The 26,599-nt window shown below is 71.5% G+C and carries 22 protein-coding genes; 5 read left to right on the top strand and 17 right to left on the bottom strand.

Annotated features, from left to right (window positions below):
- Window positions 1-260: 260 nt before the first annotated feature.
- From ACWCXH_RS29710 to ACWCXH_RS29750, 9 genes are all read right to left on the bottom strand, one after another.
- A complete protein-coding gene (locus tag ACWCXH_RS29710) occupies window positions 261-1,784 on the bottom strand; it encodes a CoA-acylating methylmalonate-semialdehyde dehydrogenase (protein ID WP_449804572.1) in 1,524 nt (507 codons plus the stop codon).
- 231 nt (window positions 1,785-2,015) lie between these two features.
- Entirely contained in the window at window positions 2,016-2,861 is an 846-nt protein-coding gene (locus ACWCXH_RS29715; protein WP_449804573.1) for a nucleotidyl transferase AbiEii/AbiGii toxin family protein, read from the bottom strand.
- 92 nt (window positions 2,862-2,953) lie between these two features.
- Window positions 2,954-3,385, bottom strand: coding sequence for a hypothetical protein (locus tag ACWCXH_RS29720; protein ID WP_449804574.1), 432 nt, complete (start codon window positions 3,383-3,385; stop codon window positions 2,954-2,956).
- A 131-nt stretch (window positions 3,386-3,516) separates the two neighbouring features.
- Entirely contained in the window at window positions 3,517-4,911 is a 1,395-nt protein-coding gene (locus ACWCXH_RS29725; protein WP_449804575.1) for an NAD(P)/FAD-dependent oxidoreductase, read from the bottom strand.
- A gap of 64 nt (window positions 4,912-4,975) precedes the next feature.
- A complete protein-coding gene (locus ACWCXH_RS29730) occupies window positions 4,976-5,779 on the bottom strand; it encodes an ABC transporter permease (protein WP_449804576.1) in 804 nt (267 codons plus the stop codon).
- Window positions 5,779-6,699: an ABC transporter permease gene (locus ACWCXH_RS29735; protein WP_449804577.1), complete on the bottom strand. Its 921-nt coding sequence runs from the start codon at window positions 6,697-6,699 to the stop codon at window positions 5,779-5,781. Before ACWCXH_RS29735 ends, ACWCXH_RS29730 begins: the two co-directional genes overlap by 1 nt.
- Window positions 6,696-7,835, bottom strand: a complete 1,140-nt coding sequence (locus ACWCXH_RS29740; protein ID WP_449804578.1) for an ABC transporter ATP-binding protein — start codon at window positions 7,833-7,835, stop codon at window positions 6,696-6,698. Before ACWCXH_RS29740 ends, ACWCXH_RS29735 begins: the two co-directional genes overlap by 4 nt.
- A gap of 43 nt (window positions 7,836-7,878) precedes the next feature.
- Complete coding sequence (locus ACWCXH_RS29745; RefSeq protein ID WP_449804579.1) at window positions 7,879-9,129, bottom strand: polyamine ABC transporter substrate-binding protein; 1,251 nt, start codon at window positions 9,127-9,129, stop codon at window positions 7,879-7,881.
- Between the two features lie 55 nt (window positions 9,130-9,184).
- A complete protein-coding gene (locus ACWCXH_RS29750) occupies window positions 9,185-10,696 on the bottom strand; it encodes a gamma-aminobutyraldehyde dehydrogenase (RefSeq protein WP_449804580.1) in 1,512 nt (503 codons plus the stop codon).
- Between the two features lie 281 nt (window positions 10,697-10,977).
- Here ACWCXH_RS29750 and ACWCXH_RS29755 point away from each other — a divergent pair, with 281 nt between their 5' ends.
- Complete coding sequence (locus ACWCXH_RS29755; protein WP_449804581.1) at window positions 10,978-12,630, top strand: PucR family transcriptional regulator; 1,653 nt, start codon at window positions 10,978-10,980, stop codon at window positions 12,628-12,630.
- A 10-nt stretch (window positions 12,631-12,640) separates the two neighbouring features.
- On the opposite strand, the gene ACWCXH_RS29760 is transcribed toward ACWCXH_RS29755, so the two are convergent.
- The 3 genes from ACWCXH_RS29760 to ACWCXH_RS29770 form a co-directional block, all read right to left on the bottom strand.
- Entirely contained in the window at window positions 12,641-13,840 is a 1,200-nt protein-coding gene (locus tag ACWCXH_RS29760) for a polyamine ABC transporter substrate-binding protein (protein WP_449804582.1), read from the bottom strand.
- A 72-nt stretch (window positions 13,841-13,912) separates the two neighbouring features.
- Window positions 13,913-15,271: an aminotransferase class III-fold pyridoxal phosphate-dependent enzyme gene (locus ACWCXH_RS29765; RefSeq protein WP_449804583.1), complete on the bottom strand. Its 1,359-nt coding sequence runs from the start codon at window positions 15,269-15,271 to the stop codon at window positions 13,913-13,915.
- A 220-nt stretch (window positions 15,272-15,491) separates the two neighbouring features.
- Entirely contained in the window at window positions 15,492-16,937 is a 1,446-nt protein-coding gene (locus ACWCXH_RS29770) for a gamma-aminobutyraldehyde dehydrogenase (RefSeq protein ID WP_449804584.1), read from the bottom strand.
- Window positions 16,938-17,236: 299 nt separating this feature from the next.
- On the opposite strand from ACWCXH_RS29770, the gene ACWCXH_RS29775 reads away from it, so the two are divergent.
- The 4 genes from ACWCXH_RS29775 (at window position 17,237) to ACWCXH_RS29790 (ending at window position 21,259) form a co-directional block, all read left to right on the top strand.
- The gene (locus tag ACWCXH_RS29775) at window positions 17,237-17,710 is read left to right on the top strand and encodes an Lrp/AsnC family transcriptional regulator (RefSeq protein WP_030243538.1); all 474 of its coding nucleotides are present in this window, start codon (window positions 17,237-17,239) and stop codon (window positions 17,708-17,710) included.
- Window positions 17,707-19,101: an aspartate aminotransferase family protein gene (locus tag ACWCXH_RS29780; RefSeq protein WP_449804585.1), complete on the top strand. Its 1,395-nt coding sequence runs from the start codon at window positions 17,707-17,709 to the stop codon at window positions 19,099-19,101. The genes ACWCXH_RS29775 and ACWCXH_RS29780 overlap by 4 nt, the downstream gene beginning before the upstream one ends.
- A gap of 232 nt (window positions 19,102-19,333) precedes the next feature.
- A complete protein-coding gene (locus ACWCXH_RS29785; RefSeq protein ID WP_449804586.1) occupies window positions 19,334-20,074 on the top strand; it encodes an ABC transporter ATP-binding protein in 741 nt (246 codons plus the stop codon).
- 33 nt (window positions 20,075-20,107) lie between these two features.
- A complete protein-coding gene (locus ACWCXH_RS29790; protein ID WP_449804587.1) occupies window positions 20,108-21,259 on the top strand; it encodes a hypothetical protein in 1,152 nt (383 codons plus the stop codon).
- A gap of 3 nt (window positions 21,260-21,262) precedes the next feature.
- Here the strand turns inward: ACWCXH_RS29790 and rlmN are convergent, their stop codons facing one another.
- The 5 genes from rlmN to tsf all read right to left on the bottom strand — a co-directional run bounded on the left by rlmN (window position 21,263) and on the right by tsf (window position 26,516).
- Window positions 21,263-22,402, bottom strand: a complete 1,140-nt coding sequence (rlmN, locus tag ACWCXH_RS29795) for a 23S rRNA (adenine(2503)-C(2))-methyltransferase RlmN (RefSeq protein ID WP_449804588.1) — start codon at window positions 22,400-22,402, stop codon at window positions 21,263-21,265.
- A gap of 77 nt (window positions 22,403-22,479) precedes the next feature.
- Window positions 22,480-23,703 (bottom strand): phosphatidate cytidylyltransferase, encoded by a 1,224-nt coding sequence (locus ACWCXH_RS29800; protein ID WP_449804624.1) that lies wholly within the window; start codon window positions 23,701-23,703, stop codon window positions 22,480-22,482.
- A 290-nt stretch (window positions 23,704-23,993) separates the two neighbouring features.
- Window positions 23,994-24,551 (bottom strand): ribosome recycling factor, encoded by a 558-nt coding sequence (frr, locus tag ACWCXH_RS29805; protein WP_326846835.1) that lies wholly within the window; start codon window positions 24,549-24,551, stop codon window positions 23,994-23,996.
- A 98-nt stretch (window positions 24,552-24,649) separates the two neighbouring features.
- Window positions 24,650-25,414, bottom strand: coding sequence for a UMP kinase (gene pyrH, locus ACWCXH_RS29810; protein ID WP_449804589.1), 765 nt, complete (start codon window positions 25,412-25,414; stop codon window positions 24,650-24,652).
- A 262-nt stretch (window positions 25,415-25,676) separates the two neighbouring features.
- Complete coding sequence (gene tsf, locus ACWCXH_RS29815) at window positions 25,677-26,516, bottom strand: translation elongation factor Ts (protein WP_449804590.1); 840 nt, start codon at window positions 26,514-26,516, stop codon at window positions 25,677-25,679.
- Window positions 26,517-26,599: the final 83 nt, after the last annotated feature.

The raw sequence follows: 26,599 nt of genomic DNA on the forward strand, positions 1-26,599 counted from the left end.
CGAATCCAGCCGCAATCCAATAAAACGTGCACGCCGAATACGCACCGAGCCGCGACAAGACGCAACCCAGCCCGAACCGGGAAGTGGTGTTTCAGGGGATTGGCTGCCCCGGGACCGTCCGCGCCGACGCGTGTCCGGTGCTCCCTGCCAGGCAACTCGAAGGACTCTACGCGCTTCCGGTCCCGGATGCAAACGCGGCAAGAAGAGCCGGCCGGGCCCTGGGGGGAAGGGCCCGGCCGGCTGTCCTGCGGAGCGGGGGCTCAGCTGTTGGTGGGGAAACCGAGGTTGATGCCGCCGTGCGACGGGTCGAGCCAGCGCTGGGTCACGGCCTTGCCCCGGGTGAAGAACTGGACGCCGTCCGCGCCGTACGCGTGGGTGTCGCCGAACAGGGAGGCCTTCCAGCCGCCGAAGGAGTAGTAGGCGACCGGGACCGGGATCGGCACGTTGATGCCGACCATGCCGACCTCGACCTCGTACTGGAAGCGCCGGGCCGCGCCGCCGTCGTTGGTGAAGATGGCGGTTCCGTTGCCGTACGGGTTGGCGTTGATCAGGGCGACGCCCTCCTCGTAGGAGGCGACGCGGACGACGGAGAGGATCGGGCCGAAGATCTCGTCGTTGTAGACGGACATGCCGGGCTGCACGCGGTCGAACAGCGTGGGGCCGAGCCAGAAGCCGTCCGTCGTCGGGGCCCCGTTCTCGTCCTCGGCGGTGATCGGGTGCTTCCGGCCGTCCACCGTGAGCTCGGCGCCGTCGGCGAGGCCGGACTCGACGTAAGAGGTGACCTTGTCCCGGTGCTGGCCGGTGACCAGCGGGCCCATCTCGGAGTCGCCGTTGCAGCCGGGGCCGACCTTCAGCCCGGCCATCCGCTGCTTGATCTTGTCGACCAGCTCGTCGCCGACCGGGTCGACCGCGACCAGGACGGACACGGCCATGCAGCGCTCGCCGGCCGCGCCGAAGCCCGCGTTGACGGCGGCGTCGGCGGCGAGGTCGAGGTCGGCGTCGGGCAGCACCAGCATGTGGTTCTTGGCGCCGCCCAGGGCCTGCACGCGCTTGCCGTAGCGGGTGCCGGTCTCGTACACGTAGCGGGCGATCGGGGTGGAGCCGACGAAGCTGACGGACTTGATGTCCGGGTGCTCCAGCAGGCGGTCGACGGCCACCTTGTCGCCGTGCACGACGTTGAAGACGCCGTCCGGCAGCCCGGCCTCCTTCCACAGCCCGGCGAGGAAGTTCGCGGCGGACGGGTCCTTCTCCGACGGCTTCACCACCACGGTGTTGCCGGCCGCGATGGCGATCGGGAAGAACCACATCGGCACCATGGCCGGGAAGTTGAACGGCGAGATGATCGCGACCGGGCCGAGCGGCTGGCGGATCGAGTAGACGTCGACGCCGGTGGACGCCTGCTCGGTGTAGCCGCCCTTGAGCAGCTGCGGGATGCCGCATGCGTACTCGACGACCTCCAGGCCGCGGGCGATCTCGCCGAGCGCGTCGGAGTGGACCTTGCCGTGCTCGGACACGATGATCCGGGCCAGCTCCTCGCGGCGGGCGTTGAGCAGCTCGCGGAAGGCGAAGAGCACCGTGGTGCGCTTGGCGATCGAGGCGGTGCGCCACTCGGCGAAGGCCGAGGCGGCGGCGGCCACGGCCTGGTCGACCTCGGCGATCCCGGCGAAGTCGACCTGGCCGGTGACCTGGCCGGTGGCCGGGTCGAAGAGGTCGCCGTGACGGGGCGCCGCGCCGGCGGTGGCGACGGGCTCGCCGCCGATCCAGTGGGTGATGTGCTTGCTCAAGGTCCGTCTGCCTCCGAAGTCCCGGGCGGCGTCCTGCCACCGGTCCCTTGTCTGGCGCCGCCCGCAGGTGGGCCGGGCGACGGGAATCACGGGGCTACCGCGCTCATCACCCAGTCTGGTGGCCGCCGTGCCCTGTCTCAACGAGCAGGCTGACGGGGATCCGGAATTCAGCCTTACAGGTCGTCCGGTCGGTCGGCCGAACGGGTGAGCTCGGCCGGACCGGCGCGTCACTCAGCCTTCGTCGGGCCGACCGGCCGGGTCCGGATCCATCAGGTCCGGATCCTCCAGGTACGGGTCGTGCAGCCCGTCCGCCGCCTCCTGCGTCTCCAGGAGATCCAGCCGCAGGTCCTGCGCCCACTCCAGCGCCCACCGCTTCAGCCCGTCCACCGCTTCAGCCGCGAAGCCCCGGGCGCGGAACCGGCCGTCCGCCGCCTCGGCGAGCGTCTCCAGCCGGTCGGCGAGCGCCGTGGGCTGGAACTCGGCGTCCAACGCGCTTGCCAGCGACAGGAGTTCACCCGGACGGTAGTTGGCGGTGAGGGCGTGGACGTCGATCAGGTCGCGCGGCATGCCACGGTCGACGAGCAGCACGGTGGCCAGCGCCGCCGCGTCCTCCAGGGCGACCACCGGCAGTGTCACCAGCGGATCCGCGGGCTCTCCAGGCTCAACGGGCTCTCCGGACTCCCCCGGCGCGCTGAGGCCGAGCCGGACCGGCCGGTGGGCGAGCGGCTCCTTCCGCAACTCGACCGAGTGGGTCCGCCCGCCGAGCGCGAGCCGGACGGCGAGCTGTTCGAGCCGCGGTGTGCCGGGCCGCTCGGTGGCCTCGCCACCGGCCGCGCGGTAGGCGGCGGCGAGCGCGGCGGCCACCTCCGGCAGCCTGGCGTCGGCCCGGTCCGTGCCGTCGGCCACCAGGGTGAGCCCGTCCTGGGCGCAGGCCGCCACGCCGTGGGCGCGCAGCGCGTGGCCGCCGGCCAGCGCGAGCCCGTACCGGTCGCAGACGGGCGCGGCCAGTTCGGCGAGCCGCAGCTGGGCCGGGCCCGGTCGGAGGGCGGTGTCGAGCGCGTCCGGGGCGGTGGTCACGCCTCCAGTCTGCCGCGACGACCCGGCCCCCGCGCCACCTGCCCGGGCGCGGGGTCGGCCGGCGACGGGGCCGGCCTGGGCTCCGGGCCCGGTCACCAGTCGCTGAGCCCCGCGGCGGCCTCGTGCAGGACCAGCTCCAGCAGCACCGGGTCGTTGAGCCGTCCGGACCCGTCGGGCGGGACCAGCCAGCGCACCCCGCGGCTGCTGCGCCCGGGGTGCGGGACGACGATCCAGGTGCCCTCCCCCGCGCACCGCACCCCGGTGCCGACCCAGCGGGCGGCGGTGCCGACGGGGACGAGGAAGCTGACGTGCTCGTCCCCGAAGTCGGCGAGCGCGGGCCCGCAGAGGCCGCCGTCGAGGATGTCCAGGACCGGCTGCCCGAGCCGCCCCGGGACGGCCAGCACGTCCCAGCGGCGGCCGGCGGGCAGCAGCATCAGGCCCAGTCCGACGCGTTCCCACTGCGCCCGGAAGGCCTCCGGGTCGGGTGCCGCCTGGGCGAGCCAGTGCAGTGCGGTGCTCTCCATGTCCGTCCCCGCTTCGTGCCGCTCGTACTGTTCAGGGCACGGCGGGGATACCGAGACCCGCCGTCACCGAGGAGAGGTGGACGGCGGGTCTCTCTTACACCGACTCGCACGGAAAACCGTGGATATCGGGATCAGCTGTCGAAACCGAGCCCCAGTCGGTCGAGCGCGCGCAGCCACAGATTGCGGTGCCCGCCCTTGCGGTCCGCGCGCTGCAGGGAGCGGGTGGTGATCTCGATGCCGGCCCAGCGGACCGGCTCGGGCGGGAACGGCAGCGGCTTGCGGCGCACCATCTCCAGCGAGGTGCGATCGGTGCGCTCGCCGGCGAGCAGGTCGAGCACCACCTCGGCGCCGAAGCGGGTGGCCCCGACGCCGAGCCCGGTGTAGCCGACCGCGTACGCGACCCTGCCCCCGTACGCGGTGTCGAAGAACGCCGAGAACCGGCTGCAGGTGTCGATCGCGCCGCCCCACGCGTGGGTGAAGCGCAGGCCCTCCAGCTGCGGGAAGCAGCGGAAGAAGTTGTGCGCCAGGGTCCGGAACGTCTCGGGCCGCTGGTCGTACTCGTGCCGGACGTGCCCGCCGTAGTGGTAGACCGCGTCGTAGCCGCCCCACAGGATGCGGTTGTCGGCGGAGAGCCGGAAGTAGTGGAACTTGTTGGCGCTGTCGCTGAGCCCCTGCCGCCCGCGCCAGCCGACCGCGGCGAGTTGCTCCGCGCTGAGCGGCTCGGTCATCAGCGCGTAGTCGTACACCGGGACGACGTACGGGCGCACGCGCCTGACCAGCGACGGGAACGCGTTGGTGCCGAGCGCGACCCGGCGCGCGAACACCCGCCCGTACGGGGTGCGGACGGCCATGCCGCTGCCGTACTCGCGCAGGCCGGTGGCGCGGGTGTGCTCGAAGATCCGCACGCCCTGGCCCAGGCAGGCCTCCTTGAGGCCCCACGCGAGCTTGGCGGGGTGGACCATGGCCACGCCCTCGCGGTCCCAGAGCCCGCCGAGGAAGGTCGGCGAGTCCACCTCGGCGCGCAGCGCGTCGGCGTCGAGGACGGTGAGGTCGAGGCCGTACACGCGCACGGCCTCGGCGATCTCGTGCAGTTCCTCGACCTGGTGGGGCCGGGTGGCGACGTCGATCTCGCCGGTGCGTTCCCACTCGGCGTCGATGCCGTAGCGCTTGAGGGTGTCCTCGATGCCGTCGAGGTTGGCGGCACCGAGGCGTTCCAGCTGGGCGAGTTCGGCGGGCCAGCGCTGCAGGCCGTTGCCGAAGCCGTGGGTGAGGCTGGCCGCGCAGAACCCGCCGTTGCGCCCGGACGCGGCCCACCCGGCCTCGTTTCCCTCGATCAGGACGACGTCCAGCGAGGGGTCGCGCTCCTTGGCGATGAGCGCGGTCCACAGGCCGCTGTAGCCGCCGCCGACGACCAGCAGGTCGCAGACGGTGTCGCCGACCAGGGCGGGCTGCGCCACGGGCCGGCCGGGGTCCTCCAGCCAGAAGGGGGTGGGCCTGGCGTCACTGAGTGCGTGGGCGGGGTCCATGCATTATCAGCCACTTTCTGCGGATAGATGACGGTTTGGCGGGCCACCGCTGCCCGAACCTGCGTCAGGCGGTGGCCTTCCGACGGTTGCCGAGCCACTGGCCGGCGACGGTCAGCGCGACGGCGGCGATGAACATCGCGGTGCCGATGACGTTCACCTGCACCGGGATGCCGCGCTGCGAGGCGCCCCAGACGAACATCGGGAAGGTGACCGTGGTCGGGCCCGAGTTGAACTGGGTGATGATGAAGTCGTCGAAGGAGAGCGCGAAGCTGAGCAGCGCGCCCGCCGCGATGCCGGGGGCGGCCAGGGGCAGGGTGACCCGCAGGAAGGTCTGGGCGGGGGTCGCGTAGAGGTCCTGGGCGGCCTGTTCGAGGCGCGGGTCCATGCTCATCACGCGTGCCTTGACCGCCGTCACCACGAAGCTGAGGCAGAACATGATGTGCGCGATCAGGATCGTGGTGAAGCCGAACGGGATGCGCATGTTGAGGAACAGCGTGCCCAGCGAGGCGGCCATGACGACCTCGGGCATGGCCATCGGCAGGAAGATCATCGCGGTGGTGGCGGCGCGGCCGCGGAAGCGGTGGCGGGCCAGTGCGAAGGCGACCATGGTGCCGAGCACGGTCGCGCCGATGGTGGCGAGCACCGCGATCCGCAGGCTGAGCGAGAGCGACTGGCACATGTCGGCCACGCCGCAGGGGTTGGTCCAGGCGTCGGTGGAGAACTCGTTCCACTCGTAGTTGAACTTGCCCACCGGCTTGTTGAACGAGAACGCGAGCACCACGAGGTTCGGCAGCACCAGGTAGGCGAGGGCCGCCAGCCCGGCCAGCACGACCAGGTGGGCGCGGATCCACTTGAAGATGCGGGACATCAGACCAGCTCCTCCGTCCCGGCCTTGCGCATGTAGACCGTCACCATGACCAGGATCAGCGCCATCAGGATGAAGCTCAGCGCGGCGGCCGTCGGGTAGTCGAGCACGTTCAGGAACTGCTTCTGGATGCCGTTGCCGACCATCTGCTCGCTCGGCGAGCCCAGCAGCTGCGCGTTGATGTAGTCGCCGGACGCCGGGATGAAGGTGAGCAGCGTGCCCGCGACGACGCCCGGCAGCGAGATCGGGAAGGTCACCTTGCGGAAGGTGGTGAACGGCCGGGCGTAGAGGTCGCCGGCGGCCTCGTGCAGGCGCGGGTCGATCCGCTCCAGCGAGGTGTACAGCGGCAGGATCATGAACGGCAGGAAGTTGTAGGTCAGACCGCAGACCACGGCGAGCGGTGTGGCCAGCACCCGGTCGCCGGAGGTGAGTCCGAGCGCGTTGGTGACGTCCAGGACGTGCAGCGCGTTCAGCGCGCCGACGACCGGGCCGCCGTCGGAAAGGATCGTCTTCCAGGCGAGCGTGCGGATCAGGAAGCTGGTGAAGAACGGCGCGATCACCAGGATCAGGATGACGTTGCGCCGGCGCCGGCTCGCCTTGAACGCGATCGTGTAGGCGAGCGGGTAGCCGATGACCAGGCAGAGCACGGTCGCGACGGCGGCGTAGGAGAACGAGCGGACGAAGTGCCACTTGTACTCGACCAGGGCGTCCCAGTACGTCGAGACGTGCCAGGTGACCTTGAAGCCCTCTTCGAGCGAGCCGGTCTGCAGCGAGGTGGACGCCTGGTACACCATCGGCACGGCGAAGAAGACGACCAGCCAGGCGATGCCGGGCAGCAGCAGCCAGTACGGGGTGAGCCTGCGCTTCGGCTTCGGCGCCGGTTCCGTCAACGCAATCGCGGCGGCCGGGGTGGTGGTGGTCATGCGGCCTCCTCCGCGGTGCCCGCGTCGATCGCCTGCGCGGCGTCCAGGGCGAAGGAGTGGGCCGGGTTCCAGTGCAGGACGACGGGGGCACCGGGGACGATCCGGGGGTCGCGCTCCATGTTCTGCTCGAAGACCGTCACCTCCTGGCCGCCGTCGGTGCGCACGACGTACTGGGTGGAGACGCCGATGAAGCTGGAGTCGAGGACGGTGCCGGTCAGCCTGTTGCGGCCGTCGGCGACCTCGGCCGGGCCGTGCTCGATGGTGATCTTCTCGGGCCGGACGCCGAGGTGGACCAGCCTGGCCTCGGTGGAGCAGCGCGCCTTCGGCACGGCGAGCCGAGCCCCGGCCACGGTGAGCAGCAGGTCGCCGCCCTCGCCGCCGGTGACCTCGGCGGGCAGCAGGTTGGACTGCCCGAGGAAGTTGGCCACGAAGGTGGTGGCGGGGTTCTCGTACAGGTCGGCGGGGGCGCCGAGTTGCTCGACCCGGCCGCCGTTCATCACCGCGATGGTGTCGGCCATCGTCATGGCCTCCTCCTGGTCGTGGGTGACGTGCACGAAGGTGATGCCGACCTCGGTCTGGATCCGCTTGAGCTCCAGCTGCATCTGGCGGCGGAGCTTGAGGTCGAGGGCGCCGAGCGGCTCGTCGAGGAGCAGCACCTGCGGGTGGTTGATCAGCGCGCGGGCGACGGCGACGCGCTGCTGCTGGCCGCCGGAGAGCTGGTGCGGCTTGCGTCGCGCGTACGGGCCGAGCTCGACGAGTTCGAGCATCCCGTCGACCTGCTTCTTGACGTCCTTGCGGCCGCGGCGGCGCAGGCCGAAGGCGACGTTCTCGAAGACGTCGAGGTGCGGGAAGAGCGCGTAGCTCTGGAAGACCGTGTTCACCGGCCGCTTGTACGGGGGCAGGGCGGTGACGTCCTGGCCGCCGATCAGGACGGTTCCGGTGGTGGGCTCCTCCAGCCCGGCGATCATGCGCAGGGTGGTGGTCTTGCCGCAGCCGGAGGCGCCGAGCAGGGCGAAGAAGGAGCCCTGGGGCACGGTCAGGTCGAGTGGGTGGACGGCGGTGAAGGAGCCGTAGGCCTTGCCGATGCCGGTGAGGCGGACGTCGCCGCCGGCCGCGTCGCGCTGCTGGTCTGTCATCTGGGGTGTCTTCCTGGTTTCTGCGGTCTCGGCCGGGGGCTGGTCAGGCGCCGATGAGCTTGGAGAACTTCTCCTCGAAGTCGCTCTCCTCGCTCTCGGTCAGGATGCGGAACACGTGCGCCTTCGCCGCCATCTCGGGAGTGGGGACGACCAGCGGATTGGCCGCGCTGTCCGGGGCGAGCGTGGCGAGCTCGTCCTTCATCCCGGTGACGGCCGAGACGTAGCCGATGCCCGCGACCAGCTGCGCCGCGATCTTGGGCTGATAGTAGAAGTCGATCAGCTTTTCCGCGTTCGTCTTGTGCCGCGCCCTGGCCGGGACCAACAGGTTGTCGGTCGAGGCGATGTAGCCCTTCTCCGGGATGACGAACTCGATGTCCGGGTTGTCGGCCCGGAGTTGGATCAGGTCGCCGCCCCAGGCGACGCAGGCGGCGATGTCGCCCGAGGACAGCTCCTGGCCGTAGTCGTTGCCGGTGAAGCGGCGGATCTGCTTGCCGTCGACGGCCTTCTGCAGCCGGGCGATGGCGGCGGCGTAGTCGTCGGCGGTGAACTTCGCCGCGTCCTTGCCCATGTCGAGCAGGACCAGCCCGACGGTGTCGCGCATCTCGGAGAGGAAGGTGACCCGGCCCTTGAGCTCGGGGTCATCGAGCAGTTGGGAGACGCTGGTGATCTCCCTCCCCTTCGTCGCCTTCCGGTTGTAGGCGACCACGGCCTGGATGCCGGCCCACGGGTAGGAGTAGAGGCGGCCCGGGTCCCAGTCGGGGGCGCGGAAGCGCGGCTCGACGTTGGTGATGGCGGTCGTGACGTTGGCCGGGTCGAGCTTCTGCACCCAGCCGAGCCGGATCAGCCGGGCGGCCATCCAGTCGGTGAGCACCATCAGGTCGCGGCCGGTGTCCTCGCCGGCCGCGAGCTGCGGCTTGATCTTGCCGAAGAACTCGACGTTGTCGTTGACGTCCTCGGTGTACCTGACCTTGATGCCGGTGGCCGCGGTGAAGGCGTCCAGGGTGCCGTGCTTCTGCTTGTCCTTCTCGTCGGTGTCCACGTACAGCGGCCAGTTGGAGAAGTCGACCTCCTTCTCGGTGTCCGAGAGGTCCTTGGCGGCGTTCGCGGTCGAATCGCCGCTCACCCGGGGAGCCGCCGGGATGCCGCAGGCGGCCAGGGTGCCGGCCCCGGCGGTCAGTGCGGCGGCGCGCAGCAGGGTGCGGCGGCCGATCGCGGCCCTGCCGCTCGTCAGGCTGCGTTCCCAGGCCCTGCGGACCGGTTCGGGCAGACCGTCGGTGAGCTCGTTGAACGCCATGGAACGGGCCTCCTGGGGGAAGAAGGGGGTGTGGGGGGGCACCCTCCGGCAGGGGTCATCTGTCGCCGAAGACGGTGCGGTGCCAGTCCTTGCGGGCCACCGCGGTGGTGTCGAACATGACGTGCTTGACCTGGGTGTACTCGTCCAGCGAGTACTGGGACATGTCCTTGCCGTAGCCGGAGGCCTTGTAGCCGCCGTGCGGCATCTCGCTGATGATCGGGATGTGGTCGTTGACCCACACGCACCCGGCGGCGATCTCCCGGGTGGCGCGCAGCGAGCGGTGGACGTTGGTGGTCCAGGCGGAGGCGGCCAGGCCGTAGGGGGTGTCGTTGGCCAGCCGCAGGCCCTCGTCGTCGCCGTCGAAGGGCAGCACGACCAGCACCGGGCCGAAGACCTCGCCCTGCACGACCTCGCTGTCCTGGGCGGCGCCGGTGATGAGGGTGGGCGGGTAGTAGGCGCCGCGGGTGAGGTCGGTGCCGTCGTGGCCCTTCTCGGGGATCCGGCCGCCGGTGACGACGGTGGCGTACGCGCGGGCGCGCTCGACGAAGCCGGCCACGCGGTCGCGGTGGGTGTACGAGACCAGCGGGCCGAGGTCGGTGTGGGGGTTCAGCGGGTCGCCGACGCGGATCGCGGCGTACAGCTCGGCGACGCCGGCCACGAACGCGTCGTACAGCGGGCGTTGGACGTACGCGCGGGTGGCGGCGGTGCAGTCCTGGCCGCCGTTGATCAGCGACGCGGCGACCGCGCCGTGCACGGCGGCGTCGAGGTCGGCGTCGTCGAAGACCACGAACGGGGCCTTGCCGCCGAGTTCGAGGTGGGTGCGCTTGACGCTCGCGGTGGCGAGTTCCGCGACCCTCCGTCCGACCGCGGTGGAGCCGGTGAAGGACACCATCGCGACGTCCGGGTGGGAGACCAGGTGCTCCCCCGCCGTGCGCCCGGCGCCGGTGACGACGTTGACGACGCCGTCCGGGATGCCGGCCTCGGTGCAGGCCCTGGCGAACATCAGCGAGGTCAGCGGCGTCGGTTCGGCCGGCTTGAGCACGATCGTGTTGCCGGCCGCGATCGCCGGGAGGATCTTCCAGGCGGCCATCTGCAGCGGGTAGTTCCACGGCGAGATCGCGCCGACGACTCCGACCGGCTCGCGCCGCACGTACGAGGTGTGGTCGCCGGAGTACTCGCCCGCCGCCTTGCCCTCCAGGTTGCGTGCGGCCCCGGCGAAGAAGGCGGTGTTGTCGATCGTGCCGGACACGTCGAACTCGGTGGCCAGCTTGACGGGCTTGCCGGTCTGCGCGGTCTCCACCCGGGCGAGGTCGTCACCGGCCCGGGTGAGGACGGCGGCCAGCCGGGTCAGCGCCTCGGCGCGGGCGCCGGGGGTCGCGGCGGCCCAGCCGGGCAGTGCGGCCCGGGCGGCGGCCACGGCCGCGTCGACCTCCGCGGTGGTGGCCAGGGCGACCTGTTCGACCACGCTGCCGTCCGCGGGGTTGACGACCTGGAAAGGCGCGCCGCTCCCCCGGCTCTGCCGGCCCGCGATGTACTGCGCACCCGCGCCGAAGTCGGTCAGGTCCATCTGGTTCCTCCAAGTACCGGTTCCGGCCGTGCGACGGTTCCCGGGCGGGGGATTCCGCCGTTTCTTCCCTGTTGACGGGACGGATTCCGATGGTCGGATCTTCGCCGCGGCCGGTCCGCTGACCATGCCCGCTGCCGCAGCAGCGTGACAAGGGTCACTCCGGCAGTCTCGACACGAAGGGCCTTACAGAGTGCAAGGTGTCCGGGAGCCCAACAGTTCGTCGCCGAGCCGGATGATTTACCTGACACCCTGGATCCCCTAGGAGCCCTGGAGGCCCAGCGATGCTCCCCACCGTCGCCCGTGTGCTCGACCTCGAGGTGATGCGGCGCGGCCTGCCCCAGGTCGTCGCCGGCGCCGACCACCTGGAGCGGCCGGTCCGCTGGGTCCACGTCAGCGAGCTGCCCGACGTCGCCGGGATGCTGCGCGGCGGCGAGCTGGTGCTGACCACCGGCATCGCGCTGCCCGAGGACCGCGAGGGGCTCGCCCGCTACGTCCGCGAGCTGGCCGAGGTCGGCGTGGCCGGGCTGGTCATCGAGTTCGGCCGGCGCTACTTCGACACGCTCCCCCGCGCCCTGGTGCACGCCGCCGAGCAGCGCGGCCTGCCGCTGATCGCGCTCCGCCGCGAACTGCGCTTCGTCGCCGTCACCGAGGCCGTCCACGCCCTCGTCGTCAACGCCCAGCTCGACCGGCTGCGCGCCTCCGAGGCCGTCCACCAGGTGTTCAACGAGCTGGTCGTCGAAGGCGCCGAACCCCCCGAGGTGATCCGCCAGGTGGCCCGGATCGCCGGCGCGCCCGTCGTCCTGGAGAACCTCGCCCACCAGGTGCTGGCCCACGACGCCGCCGGACGCCCGGAGGCCGAGCTGCTGGAGGACTGGGAACGCCGCTCGCGCGGGGTCCGCCCGCCCGGCCGCACCGGCCACGACCCACGCAGCGGCTGGCTGGTGACCACCGTCGGCGCCCGCGGCCAGGACTGGGGCCGGCTCGTGCTCGTCCAGGAGCCCGGCGAGCTGCCCGAGGGCGAGGCGCACCCGCACACCATGCTGCTGGAACGCGGCGCCTCCGCCCTCGCGCTCAACCGGCTCGTGGTGCGCGACCGGGAGAGCCTGGAGCGGCAGACCCACCGCACCCTGCTGTCCGGCATCCTCACCCACGCGCTGACCGTCTCCGAGGCGGCCCTGCGCGCCCAGGCACTCGGCGTCCCGCTGGAGGGCCGCCGGCTGGTCGGCGTCGTGCTGCGCCAGCGGCGCGGGCCGATCCCGGCCGCCCTGGAGGCGCAGGCCCGGCTGCGCGACTTCACCGAGCTGGCCGCCGACGCCGTCCGGGCCTGCCGGCTGTCGGCCCTGGTCGGCGCGCTGGACGACGAGGGCGTCGGCGTCCTGATCGCGCTCGGCACCCAGCAGGACGAGCACGCCGCGCTGGACGCCTTCTCGGCCGCGCTGCGCCGGATGTCGGCGGAGGCCGCGCGCGACACCTCCCCCGGGCCGGAGCCGGTGGTCGCGGTCGGCTCCTCGGTCGGCTCGGTGCGCGACGCCCGGCGCACCCTGCTGGAAGCCACCCAGGTCGCCGACGCGGCCCTGCACGACGCACCGGGCGGCCGGACGACGTCCTACTACCGGCTGCCCGACGTCCGCCTGCGCGGCCTCCTGCACCTCCTGCGCGACGACGCCCGCCTGCAGACCTACGTCGAACGCGAGCTCGGCCCGCTGCTCGCCCACGACGCCGAGCACAACGGCCAGTTGGTGCAGATGCTGCGGATCTACTTGGAGCAGGGCCGGAACAAGTCCGCCGCAGCCGACGCCGCGCACCTGTCCCGGCCGTCCTTCTACGACCGCCTGCACAAGGTCGAGCGGATCCTCGGCGTCGACCTCGACCAGGTGGAGTCCTGTCTGTCCCTGCACGTGGCCCTGCTCGCGCTCGACGCCGTCCGCCGGTAGGACGTGCCGGTCACACCCCGGTGATGCGCCCCCAGACCTTGTGCAGCTCGGGCCGCTCGGCCGAGGTGACGTCGCGCATGGTGTGCAGCCGGGCGCGCGTCTCACCGGTCGGGAAGACCAGCGGGTTCTCCGCCAGCTCGGCCTTGTCCTTGTCCCCGCTCGCCGCCAGGACCTCGCGCGCGGCCGGCACCGGGCAGATGTACTGGACGGCGGCGGCGAGTTGGGCGGCCACCTCGGGCTGGTAGTAGTAGTCGACCAGCAGCTCGGCGTTGCGCTTGTGCGCGGCCCGGTTGGGGATCATCAGGCTCTCCGCCCACAGCTCGGCGCCCTCCTCCGGCACGAGGAACGCGATGTCCGGGTTCTCGGCGGTGAGTTGGACGGCGTCGCCGGAGTAGGCCTGGCAGGCGAGCGCGGCGCCGGAGGCGAGGTCGCTGGTGTAGTCGTTGCCGGTGAAGCGGCGGATGTGGCCGTTGTCGACCATCCTCTGCACGAGGTCCATCGCCCGGTGCGCGTCGTCGTCGCCGAACCGCGAGATGTCGGCGCCCTGGGACAGCATGAGCAGCCCGAGCGACTCGTCCAGCCCGGCGAACAGCGTCACCCGGCCCTTGAGGTCGGGTGCCCACAGGTCGGCCGTCGACTTCAGCTCCCGGCCGAGCGCCTTGCGGTTGTACGCGATGCCGGTGATCCCGGACTGCCACGGCACGCTGCGCCTGCGCCCCGGGTCGAAGGCCGGCTGGGCGAGCTGCGGGTCCAGGTTGGCGGTGACGTTGGGCAGGTTGGCCCGGTCCATGGCCTGCGCCCAGCCGAGCGAGACGTACCGCCCCGCCATCCAGTCGCTGATCACCATGAGGTCCCGCCCGGGGTCGGCGCCCTCGGTGAGCACCGGGCTGATCTTGCCGAAGAACTCGTCGTTGTCGTTGATGTCCTCGGTGTAGGTGACCGCGATCCCGGTCTTCTCGGTGAAGGCGTCGAGCGTCGGCCGCCGGCCCTGGTCGTCGACGTCGATGTACTGCGTCCAGTTGGAGAACGCCATCCGCTTGTCGGTCTCCGAGCGGTCCGGCGCCGAGCGGCGGTCCTCGGGCACGTACGCGGACGGGATGCCGCAGCCGCTGAGCGCGCCGGCGCCGAGCAGCGCCGCCCCGCCGAGCACCGAACGTCGGCGCAGCGCACGGAAGTTCAACGGACGTCGGGGCAGGGTGGTGCTGGGCATGGTGGAGCCTCCGGAGCGTGGGACGGCCCCGGGCGGCGGTCGGAGCCGCCCGGGGCCGTCCTGATCGTTACGTCAGACAGTGTGCGCGTCGGCGAGCGACAGCACCTCGTCGAGCACCGCGAGGCCGCTCTTGGCCTCCTCCTCGGTGATGGTGCACGGCGGGACGACGTGGAAGCGGTTCATGTTGACGAACGGCCAGAGCCCGCGCCGCTTGCACGCGGCGGCCAGCTCGCCCATCGGCGCGTTGGCGGCGCCGGCGGCGTTGTAGGGCACCAGCGGCTCGCGGGTCGCCCGGTCCTTCACCAGGTCCAGCGCCCAGAACACGCCGAGGCCGCGCACCTCGCCGATCGAGGGGTGCCGATCGGCCAGCTCGCGCAGACCGGGGCCGAGCACGGTCTGCCCGATGTGCTTGGCGTGCTCGACGATGCCCTCCTCGGCCATCGCGTTGATGGTCGCGACGGCGGAGGCGCAGGCCAGCGGGTGGCCGGAGTAGGTGAGCCCGCCGGGGAACGGCCGCTCGTCGAAGTCGGCCGCGATCGCGGCACTGATCGCCACGCCGCCGAGCGGCACGTAGCCGGAGTTGACGCCCTTGGCGAAGGTCAGCAGGTCCGGGGTGACGCCCCAGTGGTCGGCGGCGAACCACTCGCCGGTGCGGCCGAAGCCCGCCATCACCTCGTCGAGGATGAACACGATCCCGTACCGGTCGCAGATCTCCCGCACCCCGGCGAGGTAGCCCGGCGGCGGGATCAGGATCCCGGCGGTGCCGACCACGGTCTCCAGGATGACGGCCGCGACCGTGCCCGGCCCCTCGAACGCGATCACCTGCTCCAGGTGCTCCAGCGCGCGCTCGCACTCCTGTGCCTCGTTCTCGGCGTGGAAGTTGGAGCGGTAGGCGTACGGGCCCCAGAAGTGCACCACGCCGGAGACACCGGTGTCGTTGGCCCAGCGGCGCGGGTCGCCGGTGAGGGCGATCGCGTTGGCGGTGGCACCGTGGTACGAGCGGTAGGTGGAGAGGACCTTCTGCCGGCCGGTGTGCAGCCGGGCCAGCCGGATGGCGTTCTCGTTGGCCTCGGCGCCGCCGTTGGTGAAGAAGATCTTGTTCAGGTCGCCGGGGGTGCGCTCGGCGATCAGCCGGGCGGCCTCGCCGCGCGGCTCGACCGCGAAGCCGGGCGCGATCGTGCAGAGCTTCGCCGCCTGCTCCTGGATCGCGGCGACCACCTTCGGGTGCTGGTGCCCGATGTTGGTGTTCACCAGCTGCGAGGAGAAGTCGAGGTAGCGGTTGCCGTCGTAGTCCCAGAAGTACGAACCCTCGGCGCCGGCCACCGCGAGGGGGTCGATCAGCGCCTGGGCGGACCACGAGTGGAAGACGTGCGCGCGGTCGACGGCCTTGACGGCCTGGCCTGCGGCTGAGTCAGCGGTGGGGATGCTCATGTCGTAAGGCTAGGGACTCCCGTGCCCGAAGTGCAGTTTCATCTTGTCAGTCGGTCGCGCGAACGGCCGACAGGGTGCAAAGACACAGGGCCCGGGTCGAAGTGACCCGGGCCCGTTGTCAGTTCACACGATCGGCGTGACGTCAGATCGCGGTCATACTGCGATCAATGGCCATGACCCGCTAGATCGCGGTCATACTGCGATCAATGGCCATGACCCGCTAGATCGCGGTCATGACGTGCTTGACGCGGGTGTAGTCCTCGAAGCCGTAGGACGACAGGTCCTTGCCGTAGCCGGACTTCTTGAAGCCGCCGTGCGGCATCTCGGCGACCAGCGGGATGTGGGTGTTGATCCACACGCAGCCGAAGTCCAGGCGGCGCGACATCCGCATGGCACGGGCGTGGTCCTTGGTCCACACCGAGGAGGCCAGCGCGTACTCGACGCCGTTGGCGTACTCGACGGCCTGGTCCTCGTCGGTGAACTTCTGCACGGTGATGACCGGGCCGAAGACCTCGTTCTGGACGATCTCGTCGTCCTGGTTGAGGCCGGAGACGACGGTCGGGGCGAAGAAGTAGCCCTGCTCGCCGACCCGGTGGCCGCCGGCCTCGACCTTGGCGTGCGCGGGCAGCCGCTCGATGAAGCCCGCGACCTGCTTCAGCTGGTTGGCGTTGTTCAGCGGGCCGTACAGCACGTCCTCGTCGTCCACGCCGCCGGTCTTGGTCTCGGCCGCGGCCTTGGCCAGCGCCTCGACGAAGGCGTCGTGGATCGACTCGTGCACCAGTACGCGGGTGGCGGCGGTGCAGTCCTGGCCGGCGTTGAAGAAGCCGGCCACCGAGATGCCCTCGACGGCCTCGGCGATGTCGGCGTCCTCGAACACCACGACCGGGGCCTTGCCGCCCAGCTCCAGGTGCACGCGCTTGACGTCCTTGGAGGCCGACTCGGCGACCTGGATGCCGGCCCGGACCGAACCGGTGATGGAGGCCATCGCCGGGGTGCGGTGCTCGACCATCAGCTTGCCGGTCTCGCGGTCGCCGCAGATGACGTTGAAGACGCCGGCCGGCAGCTCCATGTCCCTGAGGATGCCGCCGATGATCTCGGCCAGCAGCACGGTGGAGGCCGGGGTGGTGTCCGAGGGCTTCAGCACGACGGTGTTGCCCGCGGCGATCGCCGGGGCGAACTTCCAGACGGCCATCATCATCGGGTAGTTCCACGGCGCGACCTGGGCACAGACACCGACCGGCTCACGGCGGATGATCGAGGTCATCCCGTCCATGTACTCACCGGCGGCCTTGCCCTCCAGCAGGCGGGCGGCACCGGCGAAGAAGCGGATCTGGTCCACCATCGGGCCGATCTCCTCGGAGAGGGTCAGCGCACGGGGCTTGCCGGTGTTGCGCACCTCGGCGTCGACGATCTCGTCGGCGCGCGCCTCGACGGCGTCGGCGATCTTCAGGAGCAGCTTCTGGCGGGTGCTCGGGGTGGCGTCGCGCCAGGCCGGGAACGCCGCGGCGGCCGACGCCATCGCGGCGTCCACGTCGGCGGCACCGGACAGCGGGGACGTCGCGTAGACCTCGCCGGTGGTCGGGTCGACGACGTCGAGCGTGCGGCCGTCGGCCGCGTCGACGAACTCACCGTTGATGTAGTTGCGCAGCGTGCGAAGGTCGCTCACGGGGTCTCTCCTCGGTCTGGGCCTGCGGCATTGCAGAGTCCGGCGCCATGGTACGTCGGCGGTTCCGCCGTACGAAGGGTGCCGAGTGGCCGGGCCCGAAGGGGCGCGGTCCACTGGTGGGGGAACGCGCGCTGCGCTGCGTCGCCACGCGCGTACCGTGCCAGGGTAGCCGCTACACGGATGGGATCGACAGACCCGACGCACTTAGGCGATGAAATCCGTAGGCGACTTCAAAGATCGCGACGAAATCAGCAGTTTCCACGGTTGCGAACAAGGGAACGATCAGGCACAGTGGCCGCGTGGCCAACCGCGACCGGAACGCCAGCGTTCCCCTCGACGCCGCCTCCAAGGCGATCATCGAGCAGCTCCAGGAGGACGGGCGCCGCCCGTACGCAGCCATCGGCAAGGCCGTCGGCCTGTCCGAGGCGGCCGTGCGGCAGCGCGTCCAGAAGCTGCTCGACCAGGGCGTGATGCAGATCGTCGCCGTCACCGACCCGCTCACCGTCGGCTTCACCCGCCAGGCGATGGTCGGGATCCGGGTCGAGGGCGACATCGAGCCCGTCGCCGACGCGCTGGCCGCCCTCGACGAGGTCGACTACGTCGTCTGCACCGCCGGCTCGTTCGACCTCCTGGCCGAACTGGTCTGCGAGGACGACGAGCACCTGCTCGAACTGATCAACAAGCGCATCCGCGCGCTTCCCGGCGTGCGGAGCACCGAGAGCTTCGTTTACCTGAAGCTCCGGAAACAGACCTACACCTGGGGCACCCGATGACAGCCGACCCGGCGCAGAAGGACCTTTCCAAGACCGCCTACGACCACCTGTGGATGCACTTCACCCGCATGTCGTCGTACGAGAACTCCCCCGTGCCGACGATCGTCAAGGGCGAGGGCACGTACATCTGGGACGACAAGGGCCGCAAGTACATCGACGGCCTCGCCGGCCTGTTCGTCGTGCAGGCCGGTCACGGCCGCACCGAACTCGCCGAGGTGGCCGCCAAGCAGGCCAAGGAACTCGCGTTCTTCCCGATCTGGAGCTACGCGCACCCCAAGGCCGTCGAGCTGGCCGAGCGGCTCGCCAACTACGCCCCGGGCGACCTGAACAAGGTCTTCTTCTCCACCGGCGGCGGCGAGGCCGTCGAGACCGCCTGGAAGCTCGCCAAGCAGTACTTCAAGCTGATCGGCAAGCCGACCAAGTACAAGGTCATCTCCCGCGCCATCGCCTACCACGGCACCCCCCAGGGCGCCCTGTCGATCACCGGCCTGCCGGGCCTGAAGGCCCCGTTCGAGCCGCTGGTGCCGGGCACCCACAAGGCCCCGAACACCAACATCTACCGCGCCCCGCACTACCTCGAGGGCCCCGACGGCACCGTCGACCCCGAGGCCTACGGCCGCTGGTGCGCCGACCAGGTCGAGGAGGCCATCCTCTTCGAGGGCCCCGACACCGTCGCCGCCGTGTTCGTCGAGCCGGTGCAGAACGCCGGTGGCTGCTTCCCGCCGCCGCCCGGCTACTTCCAGCGCCTGCGCGAGATCTGCGACCGCCACGACGTGCTGCTGGTCTCGGACGAGGTCATCTGCGCGTTCGGCCGCCTCGGCACCATGTTCGGCGCCGACAAGTTCGGCTACGTACCGGACATGATCACCTGCGCCAAGGGCATGACCTCGGGCTACTCCCCGATCGGCGCCACGATCATCTCCGACCGCATCGCCGAGCCGTTCTACAAGGGCGACAACACCTTCCTGCACGGCTACACCTTCGCCGGACACCCGGTGTCCTCCGCCGTGGCGCTGGCCAACCTCGACATCTTCGAGCGCGAGGGCCTGAACCAGCACGTGCTCGACAACGAGTCGCGCTTCCTGGGCACCCTGAGCAAGCTGCGCGACCTGCCGATCGTCGGCGACGTCCGCGGCAACGGGTACTTCTACGGCATCGAGCTCGTCAAGGACAAGGTCACCAAGGAGACCTTCAACGACGAGGAGACCGAGCGCGTCCTCTACGGCTTCCTGTCGAAGGCGCTCTTCGACAACGGCCTGTACTGCCGCGCCGACGACCGTGGCGACCCGGTCGTCCAGCTGGCCCCGCCGCTGATCGCCGACCAGTCGACCTTCGACGAGATCGAGCAGATCCTGCGGACCAGCCTGACCGACGCGTGGGCGAAGCTCTGATCGGCTGATCCTCTCTCCCCACCCTCCACCGAAGGGCGGCCCCGCTCCCCGCGGGGCCGCCCTTCGGTGCGGCCGGCGTCGGCCCGGAAGCCTCCGGTCAACGTTCGCACCCAAACATGCCTGATTGCGGGTGGTTTGCCCGCGATGGCCCAGTGCGCCGCAACCGCACAAGGTCCCAGTCGTTCTAATCTGACGACTGTCATATCCCTGCGGCCATCCAGGATGGAACCTCATGTCAGCGGCACCGCCTGACAACGACGTGCTGTGGGCCCGAGGGATCGTCAAGTCCCATCACGGCACCCCCGCCCTGCGCGGCATCTCGATCGGCGTCCGCGAGGGCGAGGTCCTCGCCATCACCGGCCCGCGCGGCTCCGGCAAGAGCACCCTGCTCGGCTGCCTCTCCGCCCTCCTCCCGGTCGACCAGGGCGAGGTCTGGTTCAACAGCGCCCCGGTGCACACCCTCACCCGCGCCGGCCGCGAACGGCTGCGCCGCGACCGCTTCGGATTCGTCGGCTCCGAACCCCACCTGGTGCCCGAGCTGACCGCCAGGGAGAACGTCGCCCTGCCGCTCCTGCTCGCCGGCGCCGGCCACAAGGCCGCCTACACCGCCGCCGACGAGTGGCTGGAGCGCCTCGACGTCGGCGACATCACCCGGCACCGCCCCGACCGGCTGCTCCAGAGCCAGCGCCAGCGGATCGCCGTCGCCCGCGCGCTCGCCCCGCTGCCACCCGTCGTCTTCGCCGACGACCCCACCGCGCCGCTCCACCGCGAGGCCGCCGACCAGGTCCTGCGGATACTGACCAGCGCGGCCCGCTCCCACCAGCTCACCCTCGTCCTGGCCACTCACGACCCCGAGCTCGTCCGGTTCGCGGACCGCGCCGTCGCCCTCGTCGACGGACGGCTCACCGCCCCCGCAGCTCCCGTCCCGCGCGGCGCGGCCGGTGCCCCGGCCGTCTCGGCCGGCCGCCGCTGACGACGAGCCGCCGAAAGAGCCGAAAGAATCGACGTGTTCTATCTCCGCCTGGCCCGGGGCTACCGGGTGCCCGACCTCGGCCGCTGGCTGCTCACCGTCCTCGCCTCCGCCGTGGTCGCCGCCTTCCTGCTGCGCGCCCTCGGCCGGGCGATGAGCGACCGGCCCGGCGACGCCGACGCGGTCGTGCGGCTGCTGTGGTGCCTGCCCCCGCTGGCCGCCGTCGCCTGGTTCGCCGCCGTCGCCGCCCGCGCGGTGCCCGCCCAGCGGCCCGAGCGGATCGCCGGCCTCACCGCCGCCGGGGCCAGCTCCGGCCGGATCCGGAGCCTGATCGCCGGCGAGGTCGCCCTCGCCTGCACCCTCGGCAGCGTGCTCACCCTGCTGCTCTTCCTGGTGCTGCGCAACGACATCGCCGGACCCTCGCTCGCCCCCGACCTCGGCATGGGCGTGCCACTGCCGGCCGCGGCCCCGGTCACCCTGCTCGCACTCGTGCCGCTCACCGCCGGAATCGCCGCGGCCTGCGCGGTGCCCTTCGCCGAGACCCTGCCCGGCGGCCGCCGCACCACCCCCACCGGCTTCGGACCGTTGCGGATCGCCCTGCCGATCGGCCTGGCCGTGGTCGGCCTCGCCCTCGAACTGATCGCCCTGCGGCCCGGCGCCGACGCCGACGGCCGCCCGGTCCACCTACCCGCCGGGCTCGGCAGCACCAGCGTCGCCGCGCTCGGCGGCTGGGCCGCCAGCGCCCTCGGCCTCGCCCTGTTCACCGGCCCGCTGCTCGCCTGGACCGGGCGGCTGCTCGCCCTCGGCCGGCCCACCCCGCTGCGCCTGCTGGCCGGCCGCGGGCTCACCGCGCAGGCCCGCCGGCTCGGCCCGCCGCTGGCCGTGCTCACCCTCGTCGTCGCGGTGGTGCTCACCACGATCCGCTACTGGATCGGCTCCTCCGACAGCGTCGACGCCCTGCCCGCCGTCGAGGCCTGTCTGGTGCTCGGCTGCACGGCCGCGGCCGTCGCCGCCCGCCTGGCCGAGGTCCGCGCCGATCGCCGGGGCGTCACCGACGCGCTGCTGCGCCTCGGTGCCTCGCCCCGGCTGCTGTTCGGCGCGGTCGCCCTGCGCACGCTCGCGGTCGGTACGGCCCTGCTGGTCACCGGCGGGGCGACGGCCGCCCTGGCCGCCGCCGGACTGCGGTAGTCCTCAGCCCGCGGCGGCGAGCTGGCCGCAGGCGCCGTCGATCTCCTGGCCGCGGGTGTCGCGGACGGTCGTCGGCACGCCGTGCGACTGGAGCCGGCGGACGAACTCGCGCTCGTCCTCGGGCCGGGAGGCGGTCCACTTCGAGCCCGGCGTCGGGTTCAGCGGAATCAGGTTGACGTGCACCCGGTGGTTCTTGATCAGCCGGCCGAGCAGGTCCGCCCGCCACGCCTGGTCGTTGATGTCCTTGATCAGCGCGTACTCGATGGAGATCCGGCGGCCGGACTTCTCCGCGTAGTTCCACGCCGCGTCCAGCACCTCGGCGACCTTCCACCGGGTGTTCACCGGCACCAGCTCGTCGCGCAGCTCGTCGTCCGGGGCGTGCAGCGACAGCGCGAGGCGGCAGCTGAGGCCCTCGTCGGCGAACCGGTTCATCGCCGGGACGAGGCCGACGGTGGAAACGGTGATGCCGCGCTGGGACAGGCCGAAGCCGTCCGGCGCCGGGTCGGTCAGCCGGCGGATCGCGGCCAGCACCCGGTTGTAGTTGGCGAGCGGCTCGCCCATGCCCATGAAGACGACGTTGGACAGGCGCGCCTCGCCGCCCGGACCGCGATCATCGTGGGGGGACGACCCCCCACGCCTCCCGAACTCCCCCGCCTTGAGCGCGCGCATCCCTGCGGCGATCTGCTCGACGATCTCCGCGGTGGAGAGGTTGCGGGTCAGACCGGCCTGGCCGGTCGCGCAGAACGGGCAGTTCATGCCGCAGCCGGCCTGCGAGCTGATGCACATGGTGACCCGGTCGGGGTAGCGCATCAGCACCGACTCGACGAGCGTGCCGTCGAACAGCTTCCACAACGTCTTGCGCGTCGCGTCGTCGTCGCAGGAGACGTGCCGGACCACCGACATCAGCTCGGGCAGCAGGCTCCCGGTGAGCTTCTCCCGGCTGGCGGCGGGGATGTCCGTCCAGCCCGCCGGGTCGTTCGACAGCCGGCCGAAGTAGTGGTTGGAGAGCTGCTTGGCGCGGAACGGCTGCTCGCCCAGCTCGGCGACGGCCTCCTTGCGCTCGGCGGGGCTCAGGTCGGCGAGGTGTCGCGGGGGCTTGGCGCCGCGCGGCGCGACAAAGGTGAGTTCTCCGGGCTTAGGCATGGTTGTTCCAGTGTCGCAGACGCGGGAGGGCCCCGGACGCGGGACGTCCGGGGCCCTCCCGTGCGTAGGTGCGCCGGCTAGCTGCCGACGAAGGCCGCGAGCAGCAGCCAGACCACCGGGGCGGTCGGCAGGAGCGAGTCCAGCCGGTCCATGATCCCGCCGTGGCCGGGCAGCAGCGTGCCCATGTCCTTGATGCCGAGGTCGCGCTTGATCATCGACTCGCCCAGGTCGCCCAGGGTCGCCGTGACGGCCGCGCAGCCGCCCAGGATAAGGCCCTGCCACCAGCTGCCGCCGTCGATGATCAGCTGCATCAGCAGGGCGCCGGCCAGCATCGACAGGCCGACGCCGCCGGCCAGGCCCTCCCGGGTCTTGCCGGGGCTGATCGTCGGGGCCAACTTGGTCTTCCCGAACTTGTAGCCCACCGCGTAGGCGCCGGTGTCGCTGCAGATCGTGACGATCAGGAAGAGCACGATCCGCTGGGGGCCGTCGTCGGCCGCCAGCATCATCGCCACGAAGGTCGCGAGGAACGGCACGTAGAAGGCTGTGAACACACCCGCCGTTATGTCCCGCAGGTAGTTGTCCGGCGGCTCGGCCATCCGCCAGACCATCACCGCCAGCCCGGTCAGCGCGAGCGAGGCCGCGGCCCACTGGACCCCGGCCCAGTAGCCGGTGGCGATCATGGCTATGCCGCCCGCGACCAGCGGGATCAGCGGTGCCTTGATCTGCTTGCGCTCGGAGAGCCGGCTGGTCAGCTCCCAGACGCCGACCGACGCCGCGGCCATCACGACGACCAGGAACAGCGCCTTCACCACGAACAGCGAGGCGATGATCACCGCGCCGAGACCGACCCCGACCCCTATCGCTGCCTGGAGGTTACGGCCGCCGCGCTGCTTGCGCGGCTGGGGCTGCGGCTCGGGCTGGGCCACGGGTGTCTCCTGCCCTGGGTGGGACGACGGCACGAACGGGGGCTGCCCGGCCGCCGGGCGGCTCGGCGGCGGCGCGGGATGCACCGGGGCCCCCGGGTACGGCGGGCCGCCGTGACCGGGGGTGGGGGCGACGTCGTCGGTTATCGCGCGCAGCACGACCGTCTCCGACGCGCCCGGCACCGCCGCACCGGGCTGCTCGTCCCGGAACAGCGGGCCGCTGAGCCGACCCGTCTCCCGGGCCTGGCCCGCCTCCTGGCCCGCGGCCTGCTGGGCCGCGGCCGGATCGCCGGGCGGGCCGGGGCCGACCAGCGGAACCGGGCCGGCCGATACGGGGGGCATGACCTGAGTCTCCTCCGCGTCGGGGCCCCAGTACATCGGAGGCTGCGGCGCGTGAGCCGATCGACCGCCCTGGTCGCCCTGGTCGCCCGGCACGGGACCCGGCGCACCCGGGACGGCACCGGGCACACCCAGGTAGGCGGCCTGGCCGCCCGGGTGGCCCGGGTGCCCGGGGTGGCCCTGGGCCTGCGGCCGAGCCGCGGGATCGGCGTACCCCTGCGCCGCGTGCGACGGCTGCCGGGGGGCCTGCGGCTGCGGCGCCGGCCGGTAGGGCTGGAACTGCTGGTCGGATGGGCCCCAGTAGCCAGGGGCGTCAGGGGCGTCGTTCATCAGACTTCGAGCAGCTCGGCTTCCTTGTGCTTGAGCAGCTCGTCGACGGCGGCCACGTACTTGGCCGTGGTGTCGTCGAGCTCCTTCTCGGCGCGGCGGCCCTCGTCCTCGCCGACCTCGCCGTCCTTGACCAGCTTGTCGATGGCGTCCTTGGCCTTGCGGCGCACCGAACGGATCGAGACCTTGGCGTCCTCGCCCTTGCCGCGGGCGACCTTGATGAACTCCCGGCGGCGCTCCTCGGTGAGCTCGGGCAGGACCACCCGGATGATGGAGCCGTCGTTGGACGGGTTGACGCCGAGGTCGGAGTCGCGGATCGCCTGCTCGATGGCCTTCAGCGCGGTCTTGTCGAAGGGCGAGACGACCGCCATCCGGGGCTCCGGCACCGAGAACGAGGCCAGCTGGTTGATCGGCGTCACGGCGCCGTAGTACTCGGCGACGATCTTGGCGAACATCGCGGGGTGCGCGCGGCCGGTGCGGATGGCGGCGAAGTCGTCCTTGGCGACGGCGACGGCCTTCTCCATCTTCTCCTCGGCCTCGAGGAGGGTCTCTTCGATCACTGTGATCTCCCTGTCCGGTTCATCTGCTGTTGTCCCGACCGGTGTCGGCACCGGAGCCGGTCGCGGCGCCGATGCCGTCCCGTACGGCTGGTTGCTGCTCAGGCCCGGACAGAATCCTGGCTGATGAGTGTGCCGATCTTCTCACTCTTCACCGCACGCGCGATATTGCCCTCCGCCAGCAGCTCGAAGACCAGCATCGGCAGGTTGTTGTCCTTGCACAGCGTGATGGCGGTGAGGTCGGCGACCTTGAGGTCGCGCGCGATGACCTCGGAGTACTCCAGCGCGTCGAACTTGACCGCGTCCGGGTTGGTCCGCGGGTCGGAGTCGTAGACGCCGTCCACGCCGTTCTTGCCCATCAGCAGCACGTCCGCGTGGATCTCCAGCGCCCGCTGGACGGCCGTGGTGTCGGTGGAGAAGTACGGCATGCCCATACCGGCGCCGAAGATCACCACGCGGCCCTTCTCCAGGTGCCGGACGGCCCGCAGCGGCAGGTACGGCTCGGCGACCTGGCCCATCGTGATCGCGGTCTGGACCCGGGTCTCGATGCCCTCCTTGACCAGGAAGTCCTGGAGCGCCAGGCAGTTCATCACGGTGCCGAGCATGCCCATGTAGTCGGAGCGGGCCCGGTCCATGCCGCGGACCTGCAGCTCCGCACCGCGGAAGAAGTTGCCGCCGCCGATGACCACCGCGACCTCGGTGCCGGCGCGCACGACCGTGGCGATCTCCCGGGCGATCGCGTGCACGACGTCCGGGTCGACGCCGAGCCCGCCGCCACCGGCGAAGGCTTCACCGGACAGCTTCAGCAGCACCCGGCGGCGCGAGCCGTCCATGGGGTCCTGCGCGGTCTCCTGCGTCTCCTGCATGGGACTTCTCCTTTTGCACCTACTTGGTTCACAGACGCGGGTGTGCGGATGCCCGGTCTGCGCGTACACGCGAGGAGGCCACTGCCGCGGGAACCGGTTCGGTGTCCTGCACGGCAATGGCCTCCTCGTCGTTCATGGTGCCGACGCGGCTCGCCCGTGGACGGTTGGCGCTGGGTGAGCCCGTTCGGCGTTCCTCCCGCCCAGGTCAGCTGGCGGGGGTGGTTCCCAGCGTAAGCGCGCCGGGGACCAGGGGGAACGTGGCTCAGGCGCCGACGCGGAAGCGGGCGAAGCGCTTGAGGGCGACGCCGTTCTCCTCGAGGACCTTGGCGACGGTCTTCTTGTTGTCCTTCGCGAAGGCCTGCTCCAGGACGGAGTTCTCCTTCACGAAGCCGGTGACGCGACCCTGGACGATCTTCTCCAGAGCGGCCTCGGGCTTGCCCTCCTCGCGAGCGGTGGCCTCGGCGACGCGGGCCTCGTTCTCGAGGTCGGCGGCCGGGATCTGCTCACGGGAGAGGTACTTCGGCGCGAAGGCGGCGATGTGCTGCGCGACGTCCTTGGCGACCTCGGCGTTCTCCTTGTCCAGCTCGACCAGGACGCCGACGGTCGGCGGCAGGTCGGGGCTGGTCTTGTGCAGGTAGACCGCGACGAAGCCGTCACCGTCGAACTGGGCGAAGCGACGGAAGACGATCTTCTCGCCGAGGGTGGCGTTGGCCTCGTCCACGAACTGCTGGACGGTCTTGCCGGCCTCGACCTCGGAGGCCAGGGCGGCGTCCAGGTCGGCCGGGGCGGTCTTGGCGACGTGGGCGGCGATCGCGTTGGCGACCTCGACGAACTTGTCGCCCTTGGCGACGAAGTCGGTCTCGCAGTTCAGCTCGACCAGGACGCCGGACTTCTTGTCCTCGGCGATCAGCGCGGCGACGGCGCCGTTGGAGGCGTCACGGCCCTCGCGCTTGGCAACACCCTTCTGGCCCTTGATGCGCAGGAGCTCGACGGCCTTCTCGACGTTGCCCTCGGCCTCGTCCAGGGCCTTCTTGCAGTCCATCATGCCGGCGCCGGTGAGCTCACGGAGCTTCTTGACGTCCGCGGCGGTGAAGTTCGCCATGGTGTGAATCTCTTCTCGCGTCTCGCGTGTCTGCGTGGGGAGGTGCCCGGACCGGTGGTTCGGTCCCGGCACGGGAGAGAGGG

This window comes from Kitasatospora sp. NPDC001660, assembly GCF_053596725.1.

What these genes read in the sequence shown, in the direction of transcription:
- ACWCXH_RS29740 (WP_449804578.1), bottom strand. Translation starts at nt 7,835, where the DNA reads ATGACAGACCAGCAGCGCGACGCGGCCGGCGGCGACGTCCGCCTCACC.
- ACWCXH_RS29785 (WP_449804586.1), top strand. Translation starts at nt 19,334, where the DNA reads ATGTCAGCGGCACCGCCTGACAACGACGTGCTGTGGGCCCGAGGGATC.
- rlmN (WP_449804588.1), bottom strand. Translation starts at nt 22,402, where the DNA reads ATGCCTAAGCCCGGAGAACTCACCTTTGTCGCGCCGCGCGGCGCCAAG.
- ACWCXH_RS29735 (WP_449804577.1), bottom strand. Translation starts at nt 6,699, where the DNA reads ATGACCACCACCACCCCGGCCGCCGCGATTGCGTTGACGGAACCGGCG.
- ACWCXH_RS29755 (WP_449804581.1), top strand. Translation starts at nt 10,978, where the DNA reads ATGCTCCCCACCGTCGCCCGTGTGCTCGACCTCGAGGTGATGCGGCGC.
- ACWCXH_RS29725 (WP_449804575.1), bottom strand. Translation starts at nt 4,911, where the DNA reads ATGGACCCCGCCCACGCACTCAGTGACGCCAGGCCCACCCCCTTCTGG.
- ACWCXH_RS29750 (WP_449804580.1), bottom strand. Translation starts at nt 10,696, where the DNA reads ATGGACCTGACCGACTTCGGCGCGGGTGCGCAGTACATCGCGGGCCGG.
- ACWCXH_RS29760 (WP_449804582.1), bottom strand. Translation starts at nt 13,840, where the DNA reads ATGCCCAGCACCACCCTGCCCCGACGTCCGTTGAACTTCCGTGCGCTG.
- ACWCXH_RS29765 (WP_449804583.1), bottom strand. Translation starts at nt 15,271, where the DNA reads ATGAGCATCCCCACCGCTGACTCAGCCGCAGGCCAGGCCGTCAAGGCC.
- pyrH (WP_449804589.1), bottom strand. Translation starts at nt 25,414, where the DNA reads ATGCAGGAGACGCAGGAGACCGCGCAGGACCCCATGGACGGCTCGCGC.
- ACWCXH_RS29720 (WP_449804574.1), bottom strand. Translation starts at nt 3,385, where the DNA reads ATGGAGAGCACCGCACTGCACTGGCTCGCCCAGGCGGCACCCGACCCG.
- ACWCXH_RS29745 (WP_449804579.1), bottom strand. Translation starts at nt 9,129, where the DNA reads ATGGCGTTCAACGAGCTCACCGACGGTCTGCCCGAACCGGTCCGCAGG.
- tsf (WP_449804590.1), bottom strand. Translation starts at nt 26,516, where the DNA reads ATGGCGAACTTCACCGCCGCGGACGTCAAGAAGCTCCGTGAGCTCACC.
- ACWCXH_RS29780 (WP_449804585.1), top strand. Translation starts at nt 17,707, where the DNA reads ATGACAGCCGACCCGGCGCAGAAGGACCTTTCCAAGACCGCCTACGAC.
- ACWCXH_RS29730 (WP_449804576.1), bottom strand. Translation starts at nt 5,779, where the DNA reads ATGTCCCGCATCTTCAAGTGGATCCGCGCCCACCTGGTCGTGCTGGCC.
- ACWCXH_RS29800 (WP_449804624.1), bottom strand. Translation starts at nt 23,703, where the DNA reads ATGTACTGGGGCCCCGACGCGGAGGAGACTCAGGTCATGCCCCCCGTA.